This window comes from Streptomonospora sediminis (assembly GCF_054778995.1).
Map to the genome: position 1 here is coordinate 13,299 of NZ_BAAGYZ010000114.1, position 23,945 is coordinate 37,243.

The 23,945-nt window shown below is 71.4% G+C and carries 20 protein-coding genes and 1 pseudogene; 9 read left to right on the forward strand and 12 right to left on the reverse strand.

Going from position 1 to position 23,945, the window contains the following annotated elements; all coding sequences use genetic code 11:
* Nucleotides 1–35: 35 nt before the first annotated feature.
* Nucleotides 36–674, reverse strand: a complete 639-nt coding sequence (locus ACYVD5_RS22155; protein ID WP_461003042.1) for a PadR family transcriptional regulator — start codon at nucleotides 672–674, stop codon at nucleotides 36–38.
* 114 nt (nucleotides 675–788) lie between these two features.
* On the opposite strand from ACYVD5_RS22155, the gene ACYVD5_RS22160 reads away from it, so the two are divergent.
* On the forward strand, nucleotides 789–1,325 hold the full coding sequence (locus ACYVD5_RS22160; RefSeq protein WP_461003043.1) for a hypothetical protein: 537 nt from the start codon (nucleotides 789–791) through the stop codon (nucleotides 1,323–1,325).
* Between the two features lie 186 nt (nucleotides 1,326–1,511).
* Here the strand turns inward: ACYVD5_RS22160 and ACYVD5_RS22165 are convergent, their stop codons facing one another.
* On the reverse strand, nucleotides 1,512–2,096 hold the full coding sequence (locus tag ACYVD5_RS22165; protein ID WP_461003044.1) for a DUF6924 domain-containing protein: 585 nt from the start codon (nucleotides 2,094–2,096) through the stop codon (nucleotides 1,512–1,514).
* 760 nt (nucleotides 2,097–2,856) lie between these two features.
* Between ACYVD5_RS22165 and ACYVD5_RS22170 the strand changes: the two genes are divergently transcribed.
* Nucleotides 2,857–3,444 carry a hypothetical protein gene (locus ACYVD5_RS22170; protein ID WP_461003045.1) on the forward strand — a complete coding sequence of 196 codons (588 nt, stop codon included), beginning with the start codon at nucleotides 2,857–2,859 and terminating at the stop codon, nucleotides 3,442–3,444.
* Between the two features lie 249 nt (nucleotides 3,445–3,693).
* Here ACYVD5_RS22170 and ACYVD5_RS22175 read toward each other — a convergent pair.
* The 4 genes and pseudogenes from ACYVD5_RS22175 to ACYVD5_RS22190 form a co-directional block, all read right to left on the reverse strand.
* A pseudogene (locus tag ACYVD5_RS22175) lies at nucleotides 3,694–5,520 on the reverse strand (glycoside hydrolase family 15 protein).
* 44 nt (nucleotides 5,521–5,564) lie between these two features.
* Entirely contained in the window at nucleotides 5,565–5,864 is a 300-nt protein-coding gene (locus ACYVD5_RS22180; RefSeq protein WP_461003046.1) for a hypothetical protein, read from the reverse strand.
* A gap of 546 nt (nucleotides 5,865–6,410) precedes the next feature.
* Complete coding sequence (locus ACYVD5_RS22185) at nucleotides 6,411–7,757, reverse strand: cryptochrome/photolyase family protein (RefSeq protein ID WP_461003047.1); 1,347 nt, start codon at nucleotides 7,755–7,757, stop codon at nucleotides 6,411–6,413.
* Between the two features lie 22 nt (nucleotides 7,758–7,779).
* Nucleotides 7,780–9,243 (reverse strand): SDR family oxidoreductase, encoded by a 1,464-nt coding sequence (locus tag ACYVD5_RS22190; protein ID WP_461003048.1) that lies wholly within the window; start codon nucleotides 9,241–9,243, stop codon nucleotides 7,780–7,782.
* Nucleotides 9,244–9,534: 291 nt separating this feature from the next.
* On the opposite strand from ACYVD5_RS22190, the gene ACYVD5_RS22195 reads away from it, so the two are divergent.
* Nucleotides 9,535–10,089, forward strand: a complete 555-nt coding sequence (locus ACYVD5_RS22195; protein ID WP_461003049.1) for a DUF421 domain-containing protein — start codon at nucleotides 9,535–9,537, stop codon at nucleotides 10,087–10,089.
* Between the two features lie 385 nt (nucleotides 10,090–10,474).
* Here ACYVD5_RS22195 and ACYVD5_RS22200 read toward each other — a convergent pair whose 3' ends face one another.
* Nucleotides 10,475–11,686 carry a lycopene cyclase family protein gene (locus ACYVD5_RS22200; protein ID WP_461003050.1) on the reverse strand — a complete coding sequence of 404 codons (1,212 nt, stop codon included), beginning with the start codon at nucleotides 11,684–11,686 and terminating at the stop codon, nucleotides 10,475–10,477.
* A 57-nt stretch (nucleotides 11,687–11,743) separates the two neighbouring features.
* Here ACYVD5_RS22200 and ACYVD5_RS22205 point away from each other — a divergent pair, with 57 nt between their 5' ends.
* Both ACYVD5_RS22205 and ACYVD5_RS22210 read left to right on the forward strand, forming a co-directional pair.
* Nucleotides 11,744–12,502, forward strand: coding sequence for a methyltransferase domain-containing protein (locus ACYVD5_RS22205; RefSeq protein ID WP_461003051.1), 759 nt, complete (start codon nucleotides 11,744–11,746; stop codon nucleotides 12,500–12,502).
* Complete coding sequence (locus ACYVD5_RS22210; RefSeq protein ID WP_461003052.1) at nucleotides 12,499–14,034, forward strand: FAD-dependent oxidoreductase; 1,536 nt, start codon at nucleotides 12,499–12,501, stop codon at nucleotides 14,032–14,034. Before ACYVD5_RS22205 ends, ACYVD5_RS22210 begins: the two co-directional genes overlap by 4 nt.
* Before the next feature lie 59 nt (nucleotides 14,035–14,093).
* Here the strand turns inward: ACYVD5_RS22210 and ACYVD5_RS22215 are convergent, their stop codons facing one another.
* The 5 genes from ACYVD5_RS22215 to ACYVD5_RS22235 form a co-directional block, all read right to left on the reverse strand.
* Nucleotides 14,094–15,095: a DUF5914 domain-containing protein gene (locus tag ACYVD5_RS22215; protein ID WP_461003053.1), complete on the reverse strand. Its 1,002-nt coding sequence runs from the start codon at nucleotides 15,093–15,095 to the stop codon at nucleotides 14,094–14,096.
* Nucleotides 15,096–15,177: 82 nt separating this feature from the next.
* Nucleotides 15,178–16,200: a phytoene/squalene synthase family protein gene (locus ACYVD5_RS22220; protein ID WP_461003054.1), complete on the reverse strand. Its 1,023-nt coding sequence runs from the start codon at nucleotides 16,198–16,200 to the stop codon at nucleotides 15,178–15,180.
* Entirely contained in the window at nucleotides 16,200–17,711 is a 1,512-nt protein-coding gene (gene crtI, locus ACYVD5_RS22225; protein WP_461003055.1) for a phytoene desaturase family protein, read from the reverse strand. The genes ACYVD5_RS22220 and crtI overlap by 1 nt, the downstream gene beginning before the upstream one ends.
* Before the next feature lie 34 nt (nucleotides 17,712–17,745).
* Entirely contained in the window at nucleotides 17,746–18,906 is a 1,161-nt protein-coding gene (locus ACYVD5_RS22230) for a polyprenyl synthetase family protein (protein WP_461003056.1), read from the reverse strand.
* Between the two features lie 392 nt (nucleotides 18,907–19,298).
* On the reverse strand, nucleotides 19,299–20,456 hold the full coding sequence (locus ACYVD5_RS22235; RefSeq protein WP_461003057.1) for an FUSC family protein: 1,158 nt from the start codon (nucleotides 20,454–20,456) through the stop codon (nucleotides 19,299–19,301).
* A gap of 432 nt (nucleotides 20,457–20,888) precedes the next feature.
* On the opposite strand from ACYVD5_RS22235, the gene ACYVD5_RS22240 reads away from it, so the two are divergent.
* From ACYVD5_RS22240 to ACYVD5_RS22255, 4 genes are read left to right on the forward strand one after another with little or no spacing between them, the layout of a single operon-like run.
* Complete coding sequence (locus ACYVD5_RS22240; RefSeq protein WP_461003058.1) at nucleotides 20,889–21,905, forward strand: acyl-CoA dehydrogenase; 1,017 nt, start codon at nucleotides 20,889–20,891, stop codon at nucleotides 21,903–21,905.
* Nucleotides 21,889–22,653, forward strand: coding sequence for a PIG-L deacetylase family protein (locus ACYVD5_RS22245; RefSeq protein WP_461003059.1), 765 nt, complete (start codon nucleotides 21,889–21,891; stop codon nucleotides 22,651–22,653). Before ACYVD5_RS22240 ends, ACYVD5_RS22245 begins: the two co-directional genes overlap by 17 nt.
* Complete coding sequence (locus ACYVD5_RS22250) at nucleotides 22,650–23,258, forward strand: class I SAM-dependent methyltransferase (RefSeq protein WP_461003060.1); 609 nt, start codon at nucleotides 22,650–22,652, stop codon at nucleotides 23,256–23,258. The genes ACYVD5_RS22245 and ACYVD5_RS22250 overlap by 4 nt, the downstream gene beginning before the upstream one ends.
* A complete protein-coding gene (locus ACYVD5_RS22255) occupies nucleotides 23,255–23,944 on the forward strand; it encodes a glycosyltransferase family 2 protein (protein WP_461003061.1) in 690 nt (229 codons plus the stop codon). Before ACYVD5_RS22250 ends, ACYVD5_RS22255 begins: the two co-directional genes overlap by 4 nt.
* Nucleotide 23,945 lies beyond the last annotated feature (1 nt).

Sequence of the window (23,945 nt, forward strand, 5' to 3'; positions counted from 1 at the left end):
CTGCCGAGGGATGGAAAAAGCGGCGGGCTACGGCGTCAGGGTGGCGCATGCCCGGCTGTGCCCGTCGTCCTCAAGTCCGCTCCGTCCTCGCGGGCGCGGGAGGCGTCCGAGTGAAAGCCCTCCCGCGGGGCCCCGTCGGCCGTGATCTCGTCCGGCAGGTCGTCGAACCAGGAGAGCACCGCGCGTTCGTAGTGGATACCGAAGCTCAGCGTCGCGATGGCGTAGGGGTCCTCGGTGCCCTGGAATTCGTCCTCGTATTCGGCGAGGCGCCGCTCATGCACCGCACGGTGGTGCTCAATCGCTGCGACCAGATGGGCGGGGGCGACGTGGCGGCCAAGGGTCAGCATGAGCAGGAGGGGGAAGCGCACCGCTTCCTCGGCGGGCACGACCGCGCTCCACGCGGCGAAGGCCTGGCGGCCCGCGTCGGTGATCGCGTAGGGACGGCGGTCTCTCTTGCCCCGTTCCAGTTCCTCGACCAGCCCGGACGCCGCCATCGCCGAAAGCTCCCGGTAGACCTGGCTTCGGGTGAGGGACCAGAAGCCGCCCATGAGCTCTTGGGCCGCGGTCACCAGGTCCCAACCGGTCATGGACCGTTCGTGCAGGAACCCCAGCAAGGAGGCGGCCGTGTTGTTCAGCCCGTGCTGTGCGTCCCGGCCGGCACGGCGTCCGTTCATTCCCCACCCCCTTGACAGTCCACTGTGTCAGGTCCAATCTGAGTGAGCAACATTCCACTGTGGACGGTCCGGGAGCGTTCGTGACCCGCACCGCCTGTCCTCACGGGGGACTCAATGCACACATTGCTGCTTGTTCTGCACGTAACCGCCGGAACCGTCGGTCTTGCCGCATCTTCGATCGCCCTCCTCGCCCGCAAGCGCCGCGGTGTGCATACGATCGCCGGCCGGGTCTTCGGCGCGACCGTCGTCGTGGTGGCGCTGTCCACCTACGCGCTCCTGCCGTTCGCTCCCGGGCAGCGGTGGCTGGGCATCATCGCCACGGCGACGCTGGCCGCCGCTGCGGCCGGGGTGTACCTGGCCTGGCGCAAACCCGTCGCCCGGTGGTACCGGATCCACCTCGTGCTGATGATGTCGACCGTGATCGCCTACGTGACGCCGGTGGCCGTGCAGTTCACCGACGGGCACCTGCTCGCGTGGCTGCTGCCCACCATCATCGGGTCCCCGCTGATCGCCTACCGCGCTCTCGTCGCCGCAGGAGTCATCGCACCTTCGTATCTGGTGTTGATGCCCTGGCGCAGGAAGGCTTCGCCCGCCGCGGCGCGCCCGGACGCCGAGCCCCGCGCCGAAACCGCTCACGCCGCCGAAAGCTGACGGTGCTGACCGCGGCCACCGAATGGACGGTGCCGGAGCCCACCATGCCCAGTCTGCCGTGGCGCAGGAGGGCTCCGCCCGCCGTGCCGCTCGCGCGACTCATCCGCGATGCATGGATCGGATGTTCCACCGATACTCGGCGGTCAGGGATCGACTCGGCGCGTGCCGGAGGTCGGCGCGGCGGGCTCAGGCTCCGGGCGGCACGCCAGGAGTCGGCGGCTGTGCAGCGTGGCCGGGCTCACGACTCGACGGCTGTACGGCGTGACCGGGCCGGCTCGGCGGCGCGGCGCGTACCGGGCCCGCCGCCGCCCGGGATGAGCCTGCGGGCGCGCCGGCCCGGGTGCGCCCTTGCAGCTCCGAGAGCGCCCGACGACGCCCCTCGGGGAGCTGATAGGCACCGGAGCCGCCGACAGCGTCCAGGTAGTCGTCGAAACTCTGGTTCTGGATCGCCAGGTCGCCGACAACGGACGAGATCGCACCGGGCACGACCCGAAACGTCCGGCCGGGGTCCTCGTCGACGTCGACAAGCAGCAGCGAGCGCTCGTCCGAAGAGAACGCCAGGCTGTCGGCGACGACCAGCACCGGATAGCGGCTGCCTTGCGGGACCAGCTCCACCAGCTCCGGCACGGACAGGCCCTGGTGGCTGCGGTCGGCCAGGAGGGTCATCCAGTCGCGGCCGATCCCCTCCAGCAGCGCCTGCCACGCCTCGTCGTCCGTGAAGTCGGTACGCAGCAGTGGCGAGTAGTCGGTCTGGGGCAACTGTGCGGTCACATCAACTCCAAGCTCGGCGGGGGTTCAGCCGTGTCGGCGGGCTCGAGAACGACCCCGTCGAACAAGTTCGGCGGTGCACGATGTCAATGTATTGGGGCAGGGCGATATCGAAGAGCCATGGGCGCGCGTCGCCGCGCCCGACGGGCCTTCCAACCCGGGCCGCCGGTACGCGGATCGTACCCAAGTACGCGGACATGTCTTGTGAAGGTGACGGTTGTTCACGGGACCGTCATTTCACCGGGCACCTCACAAACCCCTCAGGTTGGTCGAAACGTTCGCCGGGCCGGGTGACCGGTGCCAGAGTTGGCCGGTCCGGACGTTGCCGCCGCGCTTGGATCCGAAATACCACCCGGACGGAGCCGCGGTTTCCGTGGCGACCGCTGGAGCGGCACTGTCGGCTGCCTCGACCACGCGCAGACGCGGGCGGTTTCCGACCTGTGGCCCGCGAGATTGCGGGGCCTCAGACTGACCAGCCGACACCGGCTCTGACCCGGACTCAGCCTCCTCCCTGCGCAGGGATTGCTCAGCCATCTGCGTTCGCCTTGCGTACGCCGCGAGCGTCGGTGCGGAACTCGCGCATGAGCAACTCATACGCACCCATGAGTGCGAACGACGGCTGGGCGTCTTCCTGGCCGGAGACGGTACCGGCGACGCAGTGAGGGCGATGAATCGTTTGGACCGGAACGCGCAGACGGAGCAACAAGGAAGCTCCCCGTGTGTGGAGTTGCCCGCCTGAATCAGACACCATAATGTGCCCGCCATGTTGGTGCGACGATTGCAGGCGGCGGCACTTCTCCTCGGCCCTATTATTTTTGCCGTATCACCGTTCTTCTGGACCAACGGGCATTACGGGGTGAACGGCGGAATGCTGATTGCGCTGTCCATGGTTCCGTGGGTATACGGACTCATCGGCGAATACGATCGGATACGCGAACACGCCCCCAATATCGCCGGGATCTGGCTGCTGCTGGTGCTGGTGGGGATGTTCGGCAGCATCGCCTTCGGGTTGCAGGGATTTTTCGAAGGAACGTTTGGACTGGAAGGGCGTCCGGCGCTGGAGGGGTTCGACGACTATCCGCCGCAGGGCGTTCTCGTCCTGTGGCTGCCGGGTCCGGTCTTTCCGCTGGCACTGCTGGTGTTCGGCCTGATCATCGCTTGGACGCGAACGTCCCCCCTCTGGGTCGCCGCCCTGATCTGCCTCGCCGCCATCGCCTTCCCCGCCGGCCGCGTTCTCCGCCTCGAATGGGTCGCCTACCTTGTCGACGTGCTGGTGATCGTCCCGTTCGCGCACCTCGCCTGGCGCGCCTGGCATGGCGCCGACGGTTCCACGACGCCCCCTGGCCGGTAAAAGACCCGAGCAGCGCTGTCAGCGGTCAGCCGTTCCCCGCTCAGCGTCTTGCCACTGCGATCGGCCACGCTCTCCGCACCTGGCCCGGGTCTGTGATGATCGACGCCCGACGTTGGAACGGCCGCTGATCCTAGACGGCTACGGGACCGTCTCAGTCGATATTTCCGGATGCCCGCAGCGCGGCCAACGCGGGCAGCAGGTAGCGCGCGCTGAGGTCGCCCGTGGCGCCGAAGACGGCGAGTCGATCGATCATGTCCGTTGTTCCTTGGCTCGGGCGAGGTTCACTCCACTGGCGATCACGCCGATGTGGCTGAAGGCTTGCGGGAAGTTGCCCATGAACGCGCCGGTCGACGGATCGATCTGCTCAGGGAACAGACCGAGGGTGCTCGCGCGGGAGCACAGCGAGGAGTACAGCGTTTCGGCCTCGTCGCTCCGCCCTTGAAGCGTCAGGTTGTCCACCAGCCAGAAGCTGCACAGCAGGAACGCCCCCTCCTCGCCGGGCACGCCGTCGGCGGAGTGCTCGTGCAGGTAGCGGTACAGCAGGCCGTTTCCTGCGGTGAGCCTCTCGGTGATGCGAGTCGTGGTGGCGACCGCGCGCGGATGGTCGGCGGGTACCACCTTGCGCAGCGGGAGGGCGAGCAAGCTGGCGTCCAGGCCGCCGCTGCCATCGAGGTGCTCGCGAAACGTCTGGGCGTCTGCGTCCCAGGAGTGCTCCAGGATGCGCCGGCGCAGTCTGTCGGCCGATGCCCGCCTGGCCGCGGTCGGCCCGGGCAGGCACAGCCGTTCCCCGATCGCGGCCGCCCGGTCCATGGCCACGTGGCACATGCCGGCCGAGTAGGTGAACACCCGGCCGCCGCTGCGTACTTCCCAGATGCCCTGGTCGGGTTGCCGCCACGCGGTGGCGGCGGTTCGGGCGAGGCCGTCCAGGGCACTCCATAGGGTGGGCTCCAGGGTCCCGCCGGCCCGCAGCCACTGGTCGGCGCAGTCCAGCACTTCGCCGTAGAGGTCGTGCTGCAGCTGGTCGGCCGCCCCGTTGCCCCACCTCACCGGGGCGGAGCGCCGATAGCCCTCCAACTCGGCGTCCTCGGTCTCCTCGGGCACCGGGCTGCCGTCGAGCCGGTACATGATCCGCGGCGTCCGGCTCTACTCGAAGGCGTCGAGGACCCAGCCGAGAAAAGCGTCGGCTTCACTGCCGAAACCGATACGGCGCATCGCGAACACGCTGTAGGCGGCATCGCGGACCCAGGCGTAGCGGTAGTCCCAGTTGCGTCTTCCGCCGACCGGCGCCGGCAAGGAGGCGGTCGGCGCCGCCACCTGTGCTCCGTTCACCCAGTCGTCGCACAGTTTCAGGGTGACCGCCGACCGGCGGACCAGCGCCTCCTCAGGGCCGTGGTAGTCGAGGTGGGCGATCCACCGGCGCCATGCCTCGGCCGTGTCCTGCAGCATCTGCTCGGCGTCGAACCGGTGGTGGCGGTGGAAACGCCCCCATGACAGCACCAGGTCAAGGCGGTCTCCGCGGCGCAGCACGTGGGTGCTGTCCAGGCCGTCCACGGGCCGGTTCGAGCGCAAGTGCAGGTGCAGATCGGGATGGCGGGCGGACTGCACTGCCAACCCGCCCGATGCGGGGCGGACCTGCGCCCCGCCCCGCGGGGCCAACTCCACCCGCAGGCGGACGTCGCCGTCCAGGACGACTGCCGAGCGCACGAGTTCGGCCCGGTCGGCGGGGGCGTCGTCGCTGAGGTCGGCGCCCGGGCGCAGCGCAAGCGCATCGGTGACGCGGACCCGGCCGGCCGCGGTGGCCATCTCTGTCACCAAGACGGCGGTATCGGGCTCGTAACGCTGCCGCGCGTGCGCGACCCCCTCCGGCTGAACGGTGAAGTGCCCGCCCCGCGTGTGGTCCAAAAGGCCGCACAGCAGCGGATCGGAGTCGAAGCGGGGCAGGCACAGCCACGGTATGGACCCGTCCAGTCCCACGAGCGCCGCTGTTGCTCCGTCTCCGATGAGCCCGAGATCCTCCAGCGCCAAGTAGCCGTTATACCTGTGCACTCGCCGCAACGGCGGATCGGAGTCCATCATCACGCTTCCCCGTCTCTCTGTACCGGCCGCTGGCCGAACAGCGGTTAGAACGCGACCAGAACCTTGACGGCATCGTCGAGTTTCTTATCGGAAACCTCGAAAGCGCGTTCCATATCATCGAAGGCGAAGCTGTGCGTGGTCATGGGTGCGGGATCGAGGCGGCCGGTTTGGAGGAGCCGCAGCAGACGCTCCATCCGCAACCTCCCGCCGGGGCACAACCCCGTCTCGATCGTCTTATCGGCCATGCCCACCCCAGTCGACGCGGGGGACGACCCGGACATCGCAAAAGCCTTCATCGTCATCGCCTTCATTTCGCTGCTGAAGCCCCGCTGCGGGAAGGCCACGAGTTTTCCACAGCGCCCCCGCTACCCAGGGAGGACGGCGCTAAGCACGGGTCGGCGACAGCAGCTTGTTGCAGCTGTGCCGACTGGGGCTCAGACCCCGTCCAGCTCCGCTATCACAGGGGGCCACCTCAGCCCCTCGGCTGTCGTTGACTCGCCCCTGCCTGAGGTGCGCGTGTCGGTCTTTTCCCACGGGATCCGGGAAACGTCTACGCAGAACCAGGGAATCCACATCACGATGAACACCCGGAAATATCTACCACAATCCCAAATGCAACTGAGCCGCCCATTGTGCGATCACACCATTCCGACACTTCGATCGAAAAAGGCTAAGATGAACTACCCATACCTGTGTTCGCTCTTCGTTGCAACGCGAACAGACCGGGTGCGTGTGAAGCATCAGAGCCGCAGCGTACGACGATGGCGCCCCGAAGAAACCGCTATGCCGATCCGCGGCGTGGCGCCGCGGGCCGGACGGCCGCATCGGGGTTCGTCCTCTTGCTCTCAGAACGCGGATCGTGCGGTCACCGGTCGACACCTCGCCGGTGTTCATGGCGGCGGCAGCGGTTGCTGTGAGGTGGCGCCGTCGAGGTCGAGTAGCGGCAACGGGTAGCCGTCGGGCGGCCGTGTCGACCGCCACGGGGTGTGGATGCCGGTGCCGTCCAGGTGGGCGAGTTCGGGCACGTAGCGGCGCACGTAGTCCCCGCCGGGGTCGAAGCGCCGTGCCTGACGCAGCAGGTTGAACTTCCGGTTGGGCCGGGTGTCGTTGCCGGTGCCGGCCACCCACTGCCAGTTTCCGTAGTTGTCGGCGATGTCGCCGTCGAGCAGCAGGCTGTGGAAGTGGTCGCCGCCAAGCCTCCAGTGCACGAGCATCCTGCGCGTGAGCACCGAGGCCGTGAGGAGCCGGGCCCGGTTATGCATGAAGCCCTCAGCGAGGAGCTGGCGCATGCCGGCGTCCACGATCGGGATGCCGGTGCGCCCCTCGCGCCAGGCCGCGAGCGCCCCCTCGTCCTCGCGCCAGTTGATTTCGCGGTGGCGGTAGTCGCGCCGGGCGATGTCCGCAAACGCCGCTGTGACCTGGTGGTGGAAGTCGCGCCAGGCGAGTTGGCGTTCGAAGGCGGCGCCGCCTTCGCGTGCGCGGGCCGCCTCGGCGAGCTCTAGCGGCGATAGGCAGCCGAAGCGCAAATCCGCGCTGAGCCGCGACGTGGCGTCGGCGGCCAAGGCGTCGTGGTCGCGTTCATAATCGGCGATGCCACCGTCCAGCCAGTCGCGCATCCGGCGCCGCGCCGCGGTCTCACCGCCCGCCAGCCGGTCCGGGGAGTATTCGCCCCGCCCGTGGTACTCCACGGTCTGGTCGGGCAACCGACCGCTGCCAACGCCGGCCGGCAGCTTCACGCGCCCCGGGGCAGGTACGGGTTCACGCCGGGCCCGGCGCTCCCAGGCCCGCCAATACGGGGTGAACACCGCGTAGTGGTCCCTGCCTGCCGGGGTGATGTCTTGAGGAGGGACCACGGTCACGCCGGGGAACGCGCGCGCCTCCATGCGCGCCCCTTCGGATGCGGCGGTGAGCCGTCGGCGGCGGCTGCGCGCCATTGCGCTGACGTCCTCGCTGTAGAACACTGCCTCCGCGCCCTTGTCCTGGGCGATCCGCAGCGTCTGGGCCACCGTGTCCCCGTGGCGGATCACCAGGTCGCCGCCGCGCCGCCGCAGCGACTCGCGCAGGTCCGCAAGCGCCTGGCGCAGGTAGGCGATGCGGTTGCGCGCACTGCGCCGCAGAATTTCGGGGTCCAGGACGAACAGCGGGATAACGTGGTCGGCCTGCTGCACCGCGGCATGCAGGGCCGGATGGTCGGTTACCCGCAAGTCACGCGTGAACAGCACCACGATCGCCGACATCGCCTCACCCCTTGGTCCCGCGCTACTCAGGCCCCGCGGGAGCCGATTCCGCCTCCGCGGCGATGTTGCGCGCCATGGACCCGAACACCAAGCCGTGGAACGGATACACGCCCCACCAGTAGAGCTGGCCGATGAGCCCGCGCGGGTGGAACAGTGCCCGCTGGCGGTAAACGGTGCCCTGGTTCCGCTGCTCGGCACGCAACTCCAGCCAGGCCAGGCCCGGCAAAAGCATCTCGGCCCGCAGCCGCAGCAGTTCGCCGCGTTCGAGTTCCTCGACTCGCCAGAAGTCCACCGGGTCGCCCACCCGCAACCGGGTCGGGTGGCGCCGCCCGCGCCGCAGACCGACACCGCCCGCGACACGGTCGAGCCAGCCGCGCGCGTTCCAGGCCAGCGGCCAGGAATACCACCCGTGTTCTCCGCCGATGGCCTCGATCACCTTCCAGAGGTCTTCGTGCGATGCGGCGACACCGTGCTCGCGCTCGTCGACGTAGAGCGACCCTCCGCTCCAGTGGGGGTCGGTGGGCAGCGGATCCGACGGTGCGCTCGGCCAGGCCGCCGAGGACCAGCGGGTGGCCACCCGGGCCTCACCGACACAGCGGAGGGCGAGTGCCACGGCTTCATCGAAGCCGAGGCGGTCGTGGTCGCCGAGCTGGTCGGCAAGGTCGTTTTCGCGGCACACGGCGTCGTGGCGCACCGACTCGATCAATGGCCGTGCGAGGCTGCCGGGTACCGGTGTCACCAAGCCGACCCAAAGACTGGACAGGCCCGGTGACAGCACGGGGACGGGGATGACGAGGCGTGGCCTGACTGCGGCGAGGGAGGCGAAGCGCTGGATCATCTCGGCGTAGGTGAGCACCTCGGGGCCACCGACGTCGAAGGTCCTGTTGGTCTCCTCCGGCAGCTCCAGTGCCTTCACCAATTGGCGCAGCACGTCGCGCACAGCGATCGGCTGGACCCGGCTGAAGACCCAGCGCGGTGTGGTCATGACCGGCAGCCGCTCGGTTAGGTAGCGCAGCATCTCGAAGGAGGCCGAGCCGGACCCGAGGATGACTGCGGCGCGCAGCACGGCACTCGGAACGGCGGAGTTCAGGAAAATCTCGCCTACCTGTTCACGTGACCGGAGATGAGCCGACAATTTCTGATCAGGCGGATTCAGACCTCCGAGATAGACGATCCGGCGCACCCCCGCGCCTTCAGCGGCCGCAGCGAAGGTGCGGGCCGCATCGAGGTCGCGAGCGGCGAAACCCGCATCGGAACCCATGGCGTGCACCAGGTAGAAGGCCGCATCGGCGGACTCCAGCGCCCGGTCCAGGTCGGCACGCTCCAGCACATCCCCCTGGACGGCCTCGACCTCCGCACGCCACGGGAAATCCCGCAGCTTGCGCGGTGAACGCGCCAGACAGCGGACCCTGTGCCCCGCCTGCAGCAGCTCGGGTACCAGCCGCCCGCCGATGTACCCGGTGGCACCGGTGACGACAACACGCATCTAACCTCGCCCCGACCGCACGGTCACGGGTGCCTCAGCCCGGTTGCCGTTCCGCTTCATGGCGCCCCTCCCCCACGACGCTTCGGTAGGCTCCGCTGTCCCGACATCGATACTGCTAACGTCGCGGGTTCGGCGAGCACGAAATTTTCACCGCCGCGGGCGGAAGGCGGTGACACCCGGGTGTTCCTTCCGGTGGAGGCCTACCGCGCGGCATACGGAAGAACGCAGGGGGCGTGCAGGACGCTGGGGCCGCTGCCTCCGGGCGGGTGCTCCATGAGGAAGGAAAACGCCATGAATGTGGAACGGTTGGGGACCTCCTGGGAGGTACTCGCGCTGGTGGGGGTCACGGCCCCGATCGCCTACCTGGCGCTGATCGCGTTCTCGAGGGTCGCCGGTCTGCGTTCCTTCTCCCAGATGACCAACTTCGATCTGGCCGCGACCGTGGCGTTCGGTTCGATGCTGGCCACCACGGTCGTGAACCCCGACGTTTCCCTGCTGCAGGGGGCTCTGGCCCTCGCGGTCCTGTTCGCGGTTCAGGCGGTAGTGGCGAAAGTGCGCAGCCGTTTCCGGATGGAGCGGCTGCTGGAGAACCGCCCACTGCTGCTGATGAGCGATTCCCGGACACTGGCGCAGAACCTGAGCAAGGCCAGGATGACCGAGAACGACCTGCGCTCGAAGCTGCGGCTGGCCGGCGTGACGAACGTGGAGCAGGTCTCGGCCGTGGTGCTGGAGACCACGGGTGATGTCTCGGTACTGCTCAAAAACATGGACGGCCGCCCTATGGATCCCGACATCCTGTCCAGCGTCAGGGGAGCGGAGGCCCCGCCTCGGCCAAAGGCCGAGTGACGGATCGCGCCGATCGGCGCGCCTTGGACGGCAGTAGGGTCCGCAGGCGCTGCCGGCGAAGGCGAGAAGAATCTGCGCCCTGCGCTCGCGGCACTTCGAGTTCGGGAATCAGCCGTCCGCGGGACGGGCGATCCGTGCGGGCCACCACGTGCGGGCTCCGAATCGGCGTCCTCGGACACGGGCACCACTGAGCGGGGCCACACTCGGGGCGTCGTCGGCGCACGACCCAAGCGCAGCCGCGCGGTCAATACGCGCGGGCGCGGCGGGGCGCCCGGTGAGCACCTGCGGGGCCTTGGAACACGTCGGGACCAGCGAGGCGGGAAAGAGGACCGGTCTCCGACGCCCGAGGTCCCTGGTGCTGCCAGGCTCTGCGTCCTTCCCGGGTTCAGAGCCCGCGTCGGCCCCGGGACGCGACAGCACCCGGCCACAGTGGTCCCAAGGCGCATTCGGCGGCGGTGAGGGACATGGGCAGCAGCGGTGTCGTGGCGCCGATCGACAGTTCGCGAGGCAGGCCCGAAGGACCGTCCAGAAACTCCAGCACGCCGGGCAGCGCGTTGCGGGCGAACAGCCGGGTGAAGAAGGCCGCCCCGTCGACCCGCCCGGAGTCCAGCGCCCGCAGGAGCACGGCGTCCATGGCCAGATGCCGGCGTCGGTGCGGGACGGGGGGCACGGGGGTGTGCCCGCGCGCGAGGGCGGCGGCGACCGCGGCCGTCTGGCGCTGGATGCCTGCGAACGTGTAGCCGGTCGACGGCCGGGTGGCACCGCCCGCCGCCCCGATGCGGAACACGCGGCGCCCGGCGCGGGTGGTCATGCGCGCGTCGGTCATCGGGATGGCGCCTTCTTCGGCGGCGGTCACCTCGAAGCCGCGCAGGCCGAGCAGGCGGCCGGTGTAGTCGCGCAGCGCCGCCTCGTAGGCCGCCTCGCTGATGGCCTCCCGGGTGAACTCGGTGTACTCCACCAGCGCGGTGCGCTCCGACTGCGGCAGGACGTAGCCGAAGGAGACCCCGCCGGGCGGCTGGGGCGTGCGCAGATCCATGAGTATCGCGCCGTTCCGCGGGTCGAAGGCGTCGTCCTGCGTGCGTACGAACCAGCCGCGGAAGTGCTGCAACAGGGCGGTGCGGGCCGGCGGCGGCGTGCGCGGCCGGGAGTCGAACACCCACCGCGCGCTGAACTCGACCGGCCGCCCGCTCGAATCCGTCGCGCGCACCACGGCCCGCTCGGCACCGTCGGCGAGGTGCTCTACGCGCGCGCGGTAGCAGACGACGCCGTCGGCGGTCCCGGCGCGCACATGCTCCTCGAAGTCGGCCGAACGCAGCATCTTGTACCGGAATGGCGCACTCGCCGAGCCGTGTTCCGCACCGTCGGCGCCGAGCACGCGCAACCGGTCCCATGATGCGGTGAGCAGCGCGTCCCAGCGTCCCGCGCCACGCTCCCAGTAGCACCAGGTCCGCTCGGGCGGACGCAGCGGGCCGGGCGGCGCGTCCACCAGCGCGACCGACAGCCGCTGCCTACTGGACCGGTTCGCGCCGGCCAGCCGGTGGGTAAGTGACAGGCCAGCCGCGCCTCCGCCGACCACCGCGACGTCGAACACGCGCATGGCGCAAGCATGGCAGGCACCGGCGGCGCGGCTCCACGCAGACACGACGGGGGCGACATGGACAGTTCGGCACAGGAGAGGAAAGCCGGAGCGGTGACCGAAGAATTCGACCGCGCCGCCGCCGACTACGACCGCATGGTGGGCGCCAACCCCGGCTACCACGGCCACCTGGAGATCTCCGCGCGGCGGCTGGCCGCCGCGCTACCGGGCGGCGCCCGAGTGCGGGTCGCCGACCTGGGCTGCGGCACCGGTGCCTCCACGCGGGCGCTTGCGCGGGCGCTGCCGCGCGCGGAGATCGTCGGCGTCGACGCCTCGGCCGGCATGCTCGCGGTCGCGCGGCGCAAGCACTGGCGCAGCGGCGTCCGCTTCGTGCACGCCCGCGCCGAGCACGTCACCGCCGACCGCCTGGGCGGCCGCGCCGACGCCGTCTTCGCCGCCTACCTGCTGCGCAACTGCCCCGACACCGACGCGGCGCTGGCGGCGGCGAGCGCGCTGGCGCGGCCCGGCGCGCCGATCGCGCTGCACGAGTACTCCGTGGCCGACTCGGCGGCGTCGCGTGCGGTATGGACGCTCGTGTGCTGGGGAGTGGTCATCCCGCTGGCGCTGTTCTGGACGGGCCGCACCCGCCTGTACCGCTACCTGTGGCGCAGCGTGCTGGAGTTCGACGGCGCCGCCGGGCTGCGCTGGCGGATGAGCGCGGCGGGGCTGGTGGACGTCGCCACCGCACCGCTGCCGGGTTGGCAGCGCGGCATCACGCACACGTTCACCGCCCGCCGTCCGCATGCGGCGCACTCCCCCGGTCTGGACGGCGGTTGAGGTCGCCCTGGCGCGACGGGCGCGCGGACGCAATCGCGCCTCGACCCGCCGCGGGCGGCCTGCCCGACCCGGCGCCGCGAGTGGCGGTGGTGGGCGGCGGCATAGCGGGGCTGGCCGCCGCGGCCGCGCTGGCCGAGCGGGGGGTGGCCACGACTGTGCTGGAGCGCGAGGACGGCCTGGGAGGGAGGCTGCGGGGGTGGCCGATCCGACTGCGCGACGGCTCGGCGGCGACGATGACGCGCGGCTTCCACGCGTTCTTCCGGCAGTACTACAACCTCCGCGCCCTGCTGGCGCGCGCCGATCCGGGGCTGGAGGCGCTCGCACCGCTCGCGGACTATCCGCTTGTGCACGCCCGCGGCGCCCGGGACGGCTTCGCCGGGCTGCCGCGCAGGCCGCCGTGGAATGCGCTGGCGCTGGCGGTGCGCAGCCGCAGCTTTCCGGCGCGCGAGTTGGCGGGGGTCAACGTCGCCGCGGCCCTGCAACTGCTGGACGTGGACGTCCCCGGCGTCTACGAACGGCTGGACCACGTTGCCGCCCCGGCGCTGCTGGAGGCGATCGGCTTCCCCGAAAGCGCGCGGCACCTCGCCTTCGAGGTGTTCTCCCGCAGCTTCTTCGCCGATCCGCACCGGCTCTCGGCGGCCGAGTTGGCGGTCATGTTCCACATCTACTTCCTGGGATCGAGCGAGGGGTTGGTCTTCGATGTGCCGCGTTCCCCATTCCCGCGGGCGCTGTGGGAGCCGCTGGCCGCGCGGCTGGCGGAGCTGGGTGCCGAGGTGCGCACGTCGGCGCGGGTGGAGGCGGTGGACGAGGGGCGGCGGCGCAGGTTCGCGCTGGTGTGTGCGGATTCGGGGGCCGAGGAGTTCGACGCCGTGGTGCTGGCGGCAGACGTCCCCGGTCTGCGCGAGCTGGCCGCAGGGTGGCAGGCCCCGGCCGGCGCCGCCTGGCCGTCCGGGCTCGCGCGCCTGCCCAGCGCACCGCCGTTCCTGGTGTCGCGCCTGTGGCTGGACCGGCCGGTGGATTCGTCACGTCCGGGGTTTCTGGGCACCGCAGGCTTCGCGACGCTGGACAACGTCAGTGTGCTGGATCGCTATGAGGACGAGGCCCGTGCCTGGGCACGCCGCACCGGCGGCTCAGTCGTGGAGCTGCACGCCTACGCCCTGCCGCAGGGCTGCGACGCGCGGACCGAGCACGAGCGCCTGATGGCGCAGCTGCATCGGGTCTATCCGGAGACGGCCGACGCGGGCGTCGTGGACTCCCGCCACGAGCTGCACGCCGACTGCCCGCTGTTCCCACCGGGCGGCCACGTCCGGCGCGCCGCTGTGACGACACCCGACCCGGCCGTCGTGGTGGCGGGCGACCACGTGCGCGTCGACCTGCCGGTCGCCCTGATGGAACGCGCAGCCACCAGCGGAATCCTGGCAGCCAACGCTCTCCTGGCCCGGTGGGGCCTTTCCGGCCATACAGTCTGGAGCGTGCCCCGCCAGGGCCGCAGCCCCGCCGCCCGCGCGCTCGCCCGCTGGGCGCGCCGCTGACAGCGGATGCCGGTGAGGACCGCCTACGGCCGCTGAAGGCACCGGACTCCCCCGTCCGCCTATCCGGGATGGCGGCCCGTGGTGCGCAGGAGATAGCGGCGTTCGGCGTAGGCGAGGTCGTCGCGCCAGATGCGGCGGGCGGCGGCACGGATAAAAGGTCGGACGACGGGGGCGGCACAGCGGGCGAGGGCGAAACCGAAGCGGTCGGAGGAGGCTACGATGGCCTCGATGACCGCGGTGCGGGGAACGCCGCCACGCACGCCCAGCGGGCTTGCGTGGGTCTCCACCACGCTTCCCTGCCCCTCCCCCTCGATGATGCGCATGACGACGGTACGCGGTTCGGGGCACTCGAAGGCGGCTCGCACGGGCACGCCCCAGCGGCCGACCACTCTGAACGCGACCTCCACCACCATGCGGTCGGAATCCGGACCGCTGTCGGACGCGGTCTCGGTGACCCGCAGCCCGACGAACGAGTAAGGGTGGAACCAGGAACCGTGCCAGGGGTCCAGCCGGTTGGCGAGCACGTCCTCGGGTGCGCAGCGGCCCGCGATGCTTTCGACGGCCACGATGGCGGGTGAGTAGTGCGGCCGGCCGGGCACGACCGGCTCCGGCAGCGGCTCCTCTCCGCCCGCGGCGTCGAGCCGCACCCAGGCGAGCACGCCGTCGTCGTAGGCGGGAAACGGCTGCCAGCCGGGAAATCCGCCGCCGTCCAGGGAGAGTCCGTGCCAGCGGCATACGAGCCTGCCCTCGGCCACCGCGCCGCGGCAGAGCGGGGCGCCCAGGTGCGGGCAGGCGCCGGGGGCGGCTTGCAGGGTGCCGTCAGCGCCGCGCCAGGCGACGATCTCGGTATCTGCAATGACGCGGCCGAAGGGGCGGCCGGCGCGGATTTCGCTGCTGGCGGCCAGCACGAACCAGTTGCCCGAGGGACGGGCCAGGGCACGCTTCAGCGCCGGTTCGATCACACCGGGTTCGGCATCGCGCCAGGTCGGATTCTGGCGGCTCCAGGTAGAGGCGGGCAGGCGGCGCAGCGGGAGGCGGCGCGGTGCGGGATCGAGTTCCATGGGGTTTCCTTTGCTGGACGGGTGCCGGGCGGCTCCTGTTTTCGGGGCCGGATGTGCGGGGCGGGCTGTGCGTCGCCGCAGCTCACCGGGCCCGCATGCGGGCCGCCAGCGAACGCGCCAGCGCCGGCAGGGCGACGCGCAGCCGGCGGGAGTTGGGCACCCGGTGGCGGCGGGTCCACACGTCGAAGTCGGCGGCCTCGATCTCGTCGAGGATGCCGCGGTACAGCACCAGGGCGGTGCGGATGCAGGGACGCGAGACCGGGTCGAGCAGCGCGCAGCCCGGCTCGGCGCGGCGGTAGATCTCGCGGTTGAGGGCCGAGAGCTCGGCCAGCGCCGCGCGCACCCGCGGGTCCTGGGTGCGGCTGTCGCGGCAGTGCTCCAGCAGCGCGCGGTCGGCGCCGTGGGCGGCCAGCACATCCTGGGGCAGATAGACGCGGCCGCGGTCGAGGTCCTCGGCCACGTCCCGCAGGAAGTTGGTGAGTTGGAAGGCCTCGCCCAGCGCTGCTGCGTGCGGGGCGGCCCGCTGCCGTGGCACGACGGTGCCCAGCACCGGCAGCATCTGCAACCCGATCACTTGGGCCGATCCGTACATGTAGGCACGCAGATCGTCGTAGGTGCTGTAGTGGTCGACGGTGAGGTCGGCGCGCATGGCCGACATAAAGGCGTGAAAATACCCGGCGGGGATGTCGTAGCGCCGGGCGGTGTCGGCCAAGGCGCGGACGACGGAGCCGCCGGAGGCGGGACCGAGCGCTTCCCGGCGACCGGGGCACGCGGCGGCCCCGAGGCCGTCCGGGTCTTGCAGAGCGGCGGTGATGGCGTCGTCGACGGCGTCGATGCGCGCGCCCCGCGCGGCCGTGTCGGGCGCGGACGCGTGGGCGCCGGCGGTGGTGGCGTCCGCCCGCGGGGCCGCGTCGACCACGTCGTCGACCCACCGGGCGAACCCGTAGAGGGCGTGCACTGCCGGGCGGCGCGCGGGGGGCAGCACGCGGGTGGCCAGATAGTAGGTGCGCCCGTGGCGGGCGTGCAGCTCGCGGCAGCGGGTGTAGGCCGCGCGGAGTCCGGGGGCGGTGATTCCGGCGGCGTCGAGTTCGGCGGCGGTCCCCATCAGCCCGTCCCCCGAATGGCGGCGGCGCCTGCGATGCGCGCCGCTGCGAGCTTGCCCGATATCACGGCGGTGGGCAGTCCCACTCCCGGCGTGGTGCCGCAACCTGCCAAGACGGCGTTGGCTGTGCCGGCGACCGTGTTGCGCGGCCTGAACGGCCCTGTTTGAGCGAAGGTGTGCGAGGTGGCGAACGGGGTGCCGAAGGCCATCCCGCTGCGCGACCAGTCCTCGGGGGTGACCAGGTGCTCGGCAGTGATCGCCGAGCCGAAGCCGCTCAGGCCGCGCTCTTCGAGGGTGGCCACCAGGTGGTCGCGGTAGCGGCGGGCCGAACGGTGCCAGTCGGTGGTGCCGGTGCGCAGGTTGGGGCAAGGAGCCAGCACGGACAGGAGTTGGCTTCCCGCCGGTGCGAGCGCGGCGTCGGTCGCGGTGGGACGGGTGATCAGCAGGGACGGGTCGGTCATGGTGGACCCCTGGCGGATGATCTGGTCGAAGGTCTGCTCCCAGGCGGTGCCGAAGGAGATGGTGTGGTGGCCCAACTCCGGCCAACTGCGGTCGGTGCCGGCGTGCAGCACCACCGCCGAGGGCGAGTAGCGCAGGGGGACCGCCCGCCAAGGCATGCGTCCGAGCAGCCGGTAGGCCAGCGGCAGGTCCGGGGTCAGCACGATGGCGTCGCAGCCCACGCGCTCGCCGTCGGCGGTGATGGCGGCGGTGACGCGCTCGCCGCGCCGTTCCAGCCGGCGTACCTCGCTGCCGTAGCGGATGTCGCCGCCCGCCCGGACCACCGCATCGGCCATGGCCTGCCCCAGGGCCCGCATCCCGCCCTTGGGGAAGTAGACGCCGGCCACGGTGTCCATGTACGCGATGACGGCGTAGGCGGCGAGCGCGCGCTGGGGCGCTACGCCGGCGTAGAGGGCCTGGAAGGAGAAGATGCGGCGCAGCCGTTCGTCGGAGAGGAACCGGCCGATGGCCGGAGCGAGCCGGCCGAACCCGCCCATCGCGGCGAGGCGGGCCAGTTCGGGGCAGAGCAGTTGCGTCGGGGAGTCGAAGTTGGTGTCGATGAAGCGGCGCATCTGCAACCGGTAGAGGCCGCCGAGCCACCGCCTCAGCCGCAGGTAGCCGCGGGCGTCGCGTTCGCCGGCGGCGCGGCGCACCTCGGCGGCCATGGCCTCGGCTTCGGTGTATACGTCGATCCTGGAGCCGTCGGCGAAGCGGGCGCGGTAGGCGGGCTCCAGCCGGACGAGGTCCAGACTGGTTTCCACGGAGGCGCCGACCGCCGACAGCGCCTCGTCGATCAGCTCGGGCATGGTCAGTACGGTGGGTCCGGTGTCCAGCCGGAAACCGCCGATGTCCAGGCGGCCGGCGCGGCCGCCCGGGTGCGCATCGCGCTCCACGACGGTGACCTCGCGACCCGTACCGAGCAGGTGCAGTGCCGCCGCCAGGCCGGCCACGCCGGCACCCACCACGACGATGCGGTCGCTGCGCCCCGGGAGTGCGAGCGTTCGGTTCCGGAACACGCTGGGCGATCCTCCGCTTCTGCGCTGCCGGAGCTCAGCGGACGTGGGCTGTCGCCCAACGGCCCAGTTCCGCCAGCATGACGCTCGTTTCGCCGGCGATGGCCGAATCCGCCACCTGCCGCAGACCGCGCTCCACCAGGCGGTGCAGATACTCCTCCACGGCGTCCCTGGCACCGAGGTCGTCGAGAAGTCCCGCGACGGCTCCGACGTCGTCCGCCGTGAGCCCCGCATCGCCCGCGGCCGCCCGAAGCGTGTCCTCCGCCGCGCGGTCCCCGCGTTGACATGCCCGTTTCAGACCGATACTCAGCAGCAGCGTACGTTTGCCTTCGCGAAGGTCGTCCCCCACGGGTTTGCCGGTCCGGGCGGGATCTCCGTACATACCGAGCAGATCGTCGCGGAGCTGGAACGCGGTCCCGATATCCGCCCCGTATGCGCGCAGCGTCGAGACAAGTCCGCTATCGGCTCCGGCCAAGGCGGCTCCGAAGTGCAGCGGACGCTCCACGCTGTAGGCGGCGGTTTTCAGCCGGTCCACCCGCAGTGCGGCGGCCTCGGACTCGTCGGCCGCCGCTTGGGTCCTTATGTCCAGGAACTGGCCCGCGATCATCTCGGTGCGCATTGCGTGCCACGGGCCTCGCACACGGCCGCGGCCGCGGCCGCCGAAGTCGACCAGCGCGTCGTCCAGCAGGTCGTCGGCCCACACCAGCGCGAGATCGCCCGCCAGGACCGCCACCGATCGCCCGTAACGTCCGGGATCCCCCTTCCAGCCGGCGGCGCGGTGCTCCTCGGCAAGTGCCGTGTGCATCGCCGGCTGCCCGCGGCGCGTCGCCGAGTCGTCCATCACATCGTCCTGAATGAGCGCGCACGCCTGGACGAGCTCCAGTGCCGAGGCCGCTCGCAATGCGCCGTGCGCCATCCGACCGCTTGGCGCACCGCCCGCCGCTCGCCATCCCCACCATGCGAAAAGCGGGCGCATGCGCCTTCCGCCGCCGAGCGTGAAGCTCTCCAGACGGGCGACGGCCTCCTCGGCGACGCATGCGTCGCTCTCCCGGACTGCGCCCCGACGTGCCGCGAGGTACTCCGCGAGGCAGTGGACCACGGTGTCGACGACGCGGTCGTCGAAGCTCTGCGGATCATCGGCCGCGCGGTGCACGGCTGACGAGTCGGCACCGGGCGGACCCGGGCGAGTCGCGGTCATTGCAGACTCCTACGGTCGGTGGCGTTAGGTGTCGGGTCGACTGCGTTGGGTCAGCGGAAGTGGCGCTTCTGGCGTCGCCCGGTTCGCGGAGCTCGTTGCAAAGGGCACGGAACCGGGTTTGGTGAAACGCCGGAATTCGCAGCGTATGACGATGCCACCCCGAAGCAACCGCAATGCCGATCCCCGGCGTGGCGTCTCGGGCGGACAGCCGCATCGGGCCCGGATGAGCAGGATCCAGGCAGGCCGACGCCCTTCGTGGTGGCAGTGCCACCACATCACCCCGGGGTCGGCTGCGCTTTGCAGCCGACCCCGGCACTCATCCACCGCCCCGGCGCGCGTTTCCGGTCACAGCACTACGTAGGTGACGCGCTCGCTACGCAACCGGGCCGACCTCAGCTATTCGGGTACTCCTGACGGACGGAGCGCTGCAGAAGGTCGCAGGTGTGCTGAAACTCCTCCTGCAGCCGCGTGGCTTCCACGAGCAAGATGCCGTAAGGGCTGGACCGGTCGGTGACGAGGTCGGCGATGTCGTCTGCGCCCTCGGCCAACCGGTCCGCGTACTCCTGAGCCTGCTCGGCGAGCGAACACAGGTGGCGGGCCTGTTCGACAAGGTGGTCCTCGTCGAGCTCACCGAGCTCGTCGGTGATCTCGGCGAGTGCGGCCAGAAGTTCGGCGTAGAGGCCCAGAAACTCCGTGCGATGCGGCACTTCCGTCGTTTCCTCCGCCGCCATGTCCAGAGTGCGGGCGACCGAGGAGAGCTGATAAGTCACCCGTTCCAACGCGGCGACCACCCCCGCGTAGCCGGAGAAGGTGCGGTGCCGATGGCGCCCGCTGATGAGCTTGCGCGGGTTGTAGTAGACGCTCTCCTCGGCGGTGCGCACTGCGCTGCGGGCCTGGGAGACCGTGCCCTCCATTCGGTTGGCGCGCTCCCGCCACTGGCGGGTGCGGTCGGCGTCGAATGCGCCTTCCCGTAGGGCGGGGTGCATGTCCGAGAGCAGTTGGCACAGCGCCCGTGCAAGGGCCCTGACACCGTACTCTGCGCTGCGGAAGCGCATCGGCGGCACCACCAGGAGGTTGACCAGCACGCCCACCGCGCAGCCGATGGCGACCAACAGGATGATCTGGCCCAGTTGCGCGGCGCGCTCCATGGTGCTGGTCGCTGTGATGTACAGCGCGAAAGCGAAGAACGCCGCTGTCGCCACCTGCGAGCCTTGCGCTCCCAACCGCGGCCACCTGCCGATGACCAGCGCGATCACGGCGACAAGCACGAATGCGGCCAGGTTGGGGCCGGCAAGGAACCCCACAACGCCCTGGACGGCCACCCCGGCGCCGACAGCACCCAGGTACCGCAGCGCTTGAGCGAACGACTGATAGACGGTGACCTGGATCATCAGCACCGCGGAGAACGGCGCGAAGGCGGGCGCCTGGGCTTGCAGCACCGCATAGGAGATGACCCAGGCTATGGTGGCCGCCAGCGCACTCTTGCCGATCATCAGCAGCGTGTGCCGTTCGTGCCCGTCCCCTCGGGCGCGCCGGAGCCACTGGCCCATGCGCGACCAGAGGTCCTTCGGCGCCGGCTGCCTGCCTGACCTCTCCGATGGCCGGTTCGTACTGCCGTCCCCCTCGCCGCTCTCCATACTCCTGCGGTTAACCGGATCGGCCGGTGACATGTGCGGGAGCAGGGGATGGTTCGGCCACGCGGTGTACCCGACTCCAGACACCCCCTTCTCGGGCGGCTTCGGACGGCGAATACACCACGGCACTGTGCCGCAGCGCCGTGTCCACACTGGGGCGGCCGCAGGTCTGGAGAGCCGTCGGGCAGGCCGGCCGGGGCCCATCACCTGCACTCTCCGGGCCGCGCCCGACGGCCGCCACGGGAGCCTGCCGCTGAACGTTTGTGCCGAGGTGCGCAGGGCAGTAGGCGCCCGGTGAACGCCGCAGAGCACAGGAGCGCGCCGGCTACCGCAGCTGAAGACGCCTCGGTGTCGCGCGCCCACGCCGGCGAGGTGAACGAGGCGAGCGGACACCGGCTGGACATCGCCGCCGCATTGGTGTGCGAGATCGGCGAAGGGCGCCTCGAACTGCCGCTGCCCGGCAGCGGTGACACGTGGGGCCGGTGGGCGGCACTGCGCGACCTTGCCCGCCGGGACCTGTCGCTGGCGCGCCTGGCCGAGGGCCACTGCGACGCCGCGGCCATCCTGGCCGAACTCGGCGGGCCCGCGCCCGATCCGCACAGCGTGTGGGGAGTCTGGGCCGCCCATCCGCCGGGCCCCGACCTGCACGCCCGATCGGACGCGGGCGGTACCCGGTGGCGACTCAGCGGTACCAAACAGTTCTGCTCAGGCGCCCGTGTGTGCACCCATGGGCTGGTCAGCGCGCGCCTCGGCGACGATCAACGCCGCATGTTCGCCGTGCGCACGGACACGGCCCGGGCCGAGCGCAGCAGTTGGGCCGCTGCCGGAATGGCGGCCAGCGACACGCTGGCACTCACCTTCGACGACACCGCCGCCACCCCCGTCGGCCCCGCCGGCGCCTACACCGCGCGCCCGGGTTTCCACCACGGCGGCATCGGCGTCGCCGCCTGCTGGTACGGCGGCGCCCTCGCTGTCGCCGCTCCGCTGGCCGCGCGGGTGGCCGCCGACAAGGCCGATGCGCACGCGCGCGCCTACTTCGGCGGTATCGCCCGGGACCTCCACGCCGCCGAGGCGGTACTCTCCGCCGCGGCGCGCGAGATCGACGCCGATCCGCGCGACCTGCTCGGGGGCGGACGCCTGCGAGCGATGCGGGCGCGCGCCGCCGTCGCCGCCGCCTGCGCGAACGTGCTGAACAGCACACGCGAAGCGCTCGGCGCCGGCCCACTGGCCGCCGACGCCGACTATGCCCGCGCGAGGGAGGACCTGACCGCCTACCTCCATCAGCACCACGGCGACCGCGATCTGGCCGAACTGGGGACCGGCGCGGCCCGCCACTGGGAGGACGGCCATGAGCCGACCGCGTGAGACCGCCCCCGCCGCCCACCCCATCGACGCCGAGGGCACCCCCGAGGCGACCTGGCAGGCATGGGACCGCCTCAGGCACGCGGCACCGCTCGATGTGTCCGGAACAGCCAGCGCCGTGGTCGTCGCCCCCCACCCCGACGACGAGGTACTGGGCTTCGGCGGAGCGCTGGCGCTGTTGGCCGGGCAGGGGGCCCGGCTGCGGATCGTCGCCGTCACCGACGGCGAGGCCTCCCATCCGCACAGCCCCACCCTGTCGCCCGCCCTGATGGCCGAACGCCGCCAAGGCGAGCGGGCGCAGGCGCTGCGGCGTCTGGGCGTCGAGAATGCGGAGGTGGTGCGGCTGGGCCTGCCCGATGGTGCCGGTGCCGCCCGAGACGAACTGATCGAGCGTTTGGACGCCCTGTGCTCGGGCTACGACGTGTGTGCGGCTCCCTGGCCGGGCGATCTGCACCCCGACCACCACGCGGCGGGCGCCGCGGCGGTAGCGGCCGCAGCCGTGCACGGCAGGCGGCCGCTGCTCTATGCCGTGTGGATGTGGCACTGGGCCTTCCCTGACCATCCCGCCGTGCCCTGGCCGACGGCGCGCCGCATCGAACTGCCCCCGTGGGCCCAGCACCGCAAAGCCTCCGCCCTGCGCTGCTTCACCACCCAGACCGCGCCGCTGAGCACCGACCCGGCCGACGCCGCCGTGCTCACGCCGGGAATGCTCGCCCACTTCGAACGAGACCACGAATTGGTGTTCGTATGAGTGTCGAGCGCGCCTACTTCGAGGGCATCTACCGCGGCTCGGCGGACCCGTGGGGCTTGCGCGCGAGCTGGTACGAGCGCCGCAAACGCGCCCTGACCCTCGCCTCCCTGCCCCATGAGCGCTACAAGCGGGCATTCGAGCCGGGCTGCGCCATCGGCGCGTTGACACGCGACCTCGCCGCGCGCTGCGACGAGCTGGTGGCTTGGGAACCGATCGCATCGCCGAGGCAGCGCGCCGAGTACGACCTGGCCGGCTTCGACCACGTGCGGGTACTCCAGGCCGGTGTCCCCTGGCAGTGGCCGCGGGGCACCTTCGACCTGATCGTGCTGTCGGAACTGCTGTACTACTTCGACGACGCCGATCTGCACAGCGTGCTCGACCACACGGCCGCGTCGCTGCGCCCCGGCGGCACCGTCGTGGCGGTGCACTGGCGCCATCCGGCTCCCGACCACACCCGCCCCGGCGACGACGCGCACCGCGTGCTCGCCGCGCACGGCGGGTTCGCACACGTGGCCTGCCACAGGGAGGCGGATTTCCGCATCGACGTTTACACAGCGGGCTCTGCGGTCCCGCCCTCGGTCGCCCAGCGGGAAGGCCTGGTGTGATCCGCGCCGCGGCCGTGGTCGTCCCTGCCAACGACGAGGCCGGGACGATCGGGGCGTGCCTGCACTCCGCCGCCGCGTCGTTGGCGGTGTGCGGCCTGCCTGCCGCGGAACGACACCTGATCGTGGTCGCCGACGCGTGCGCGGACGCCACGGCCGCCATCGCCCGCCGCGCCGGAGCTCTCGTCGTGGAAACCGGCCACCGCAACACGGGGGCGGCGCGGGCCGCCGGGATGCGTCTGGCGCTGGAGCGGACACGCGGTCACCCGGCCGGGAGGGTATGGCTGGCCACGACGGACGCAGACAGCATCGTCCCGCTGCGCTGGGTTTCCGAGCAGCTGGACTACGCCGAGGCAGGGTGGGACGCGGTGGTCGGCACCATCACCGTCGAGGATTGGTCCGGGCGCCCGCCGGAGGTGGCGGCTGCGTTCGCCGACGCCTACCGCTTCCGCGGCAAGGAGCACCCCCATGTCCACGGCGCCAACCTGGGCCTGCGCGCCTCGGCCTACCTCGACTCGGGTGGATTTCGCGGGCTGTCTTGCGCCGAAGACCACGCTCTGGTCACCACCCTGCAGGACCGCGGCCACCTCATCCGCCGTCCCGCCGACCTGCCGGTGGCGACCTCGGCCCGCTCCGACTCGCGGGCCCCGGGCGGCTTCGGCGACCGCCTCTCCACACTGGAGGGCTGAC